The following is a 1,629-nucleotide window of genomic DNA, read 5'->3' as shown; positions in this document are numbered from 1 at the left end:
GCCGGGACGCTGGAGGACGAGCACAGCACGAACGGCACCTACGCCGACGGCCGCCGCGTCCACGAGTGGGGCGTCGGCCCGGGCAGCGTGATCCGCTTCGGCAATCCGGCCGACGGCCACTGGAAGCTGGTCATCGACGCGGCCGACCCGCACGCCCAGGCGGACTTCTGGGCCGCCGCGCTCCACTACGAGCCCGAGGACAACAGCGCCCTGGTCGAACAGCTCCTGAAAGTAGGCGCGTTGCCCGCGGCGGCGACCGTCGACTTCCACGGCCGCCCGGCCTTCCGCGACCTGATGGCCGTACGCCACCCCGACGACCCCTACGACAAGGACCGCGGCACGGGCCTGGGCCGCCGCCTCCTCTTCCAGCGCGTCCCGGAGCCGAAAACCACCAAGAACCGCCTGCATCTCGACCTGCACCCGGGCCCGGAACGACGAGAGGCCGAAGTGGAACGCCTCACCGGCCTCGGCGCGAGCGTCCTGCGCCGGGTGACGGAACCGGCCGGCTCATGGGTCGTGATGACCGACCCCGAGGGAAACGAGTTCTGCGTGGCCTAGGGGACGGACTTCAGTCGGCGGACCTGCGGGCGCGCTCCGTGAGGCGCCCCATGCGAGCGCGGGCGGACTCCAGTTGCTCGATGTCCTCCACGGCGGGACCGTCCTCAGCGGTGAGTTCGGTCCACAGGTCGATGAGGTCACGGCCGAGGGCGAGGCCCTGCTCCGGGTCGCGTACCGCGCGCCAGGCCGTGGCCGCGCTCTGGACGTTGCCGTAGGCGGCCTCCGCGTCGTGGGCGCGGTGACGGATGTGGGCGAGGTCGAGGGAGAGGTGGAAGGAGCGGAGCGGGTCCCCGGCCAAGTAGGCGATGTAGGCGGCGAGTTCGCGCAGCCGTAGGACTTCGGAGTGCTCGGGCCCGAGCGAGGCCGCCGCGTCCGCGACGGTCCGTTCCGCCAGGCCCGCCGCCTCCTCGATCCGGCCCGCCTTGACGGCCTCGTTGATCCGCACCATCGGCTCGATGAGAAACGCGGTCCCCGCTCCGTCGGTCGTCACCGGTTCGTCCCCCAGCACGGCCTCGGCCACGGCGTCGAACCCGCGGGCAGGCGTCGGCTTGGGGTCCGGTTCCGGGGCGGTGAGGGCGAGGTCGGGAATGGGGATGGCGGCGGGCCGGGCGGCACGTTCCGGGGTGACAGGCGGTAGCTCCGCGACCGGCCGCACATCCACGAACGGCGGTACGTCCGACACCGGCGCCCCGTCCATGACCGACTGCCCGCCCATGACCGGCGGTACATCCGCTACCGGCGCCGCGTCCATCACAGGCGGCGGCCCGAACGCCCCCGTGGGCGCCTGGACCGACCCCAGCGGCATACCCCCCTCGGCCGACTCCGGCACGGCGTGCAACGGGAACGTGGGCGCCGACTCCCCCGCCGACTCGGGCACGGCCCGCAACGGAAAGGTCGGAACCACCTCCTCCTCCGCCACCGGAGCCGATACGGCCCGCAGCCGATGAGTCACCGGATCACCACTCGACCGCACCTGATCCTCAGGTTCCGCTTCCACGACATCCGCGGACGGGGCCGGCGGCAACGAGGGAGGCGCCGGAAACCCGGCAGACACAGCCCCCTCCCCGACAC

Annotated in this window: 2 protein-coding genes; one reads left to right on the top strand and one right to left on the bottom strand. The window is 73.0% G+C overall.

Annotated features, from left to right (window positions below; all coding sequences use genetic code 11):
- Positions 1-90 precede the first annotated feature (90 nt).
- A complete protein-coding gene (locus ACNFOC_RS54150) occupies positions 91-558 on the top strand; it encodes a VOC family protein (protein ID WP_416966282.1) in 468 nt (155 codons plus the stop codon).
- A gap of 10 nt (positions 559-568) precedes the next feature.
- Here the strand turns inward: ACNFOC_RS54150 and ACNFOC_RS54145 are convergent.
- Positions 569-1,629 (bottom strand): tetratricopeptide repeat protein (locus ACNFOC_RS54145; protein ID WP_416966281.1); only part of this gene is annotated, 1,061 nt, incomplete at its 5' end.

It is taken from the genome of Streptomyces colwelliae (assembly GCF_048158785.1).
GTDB lineage: Bacteria > Actinomycetota > Actinomycetes > Streptomycetales > Streptomycetaceae > Streptomyces.
Note: the sequence above shows the minus strand (reverse complement) of the source record. Positions and strands in the feature narration are given on the sequence as shown.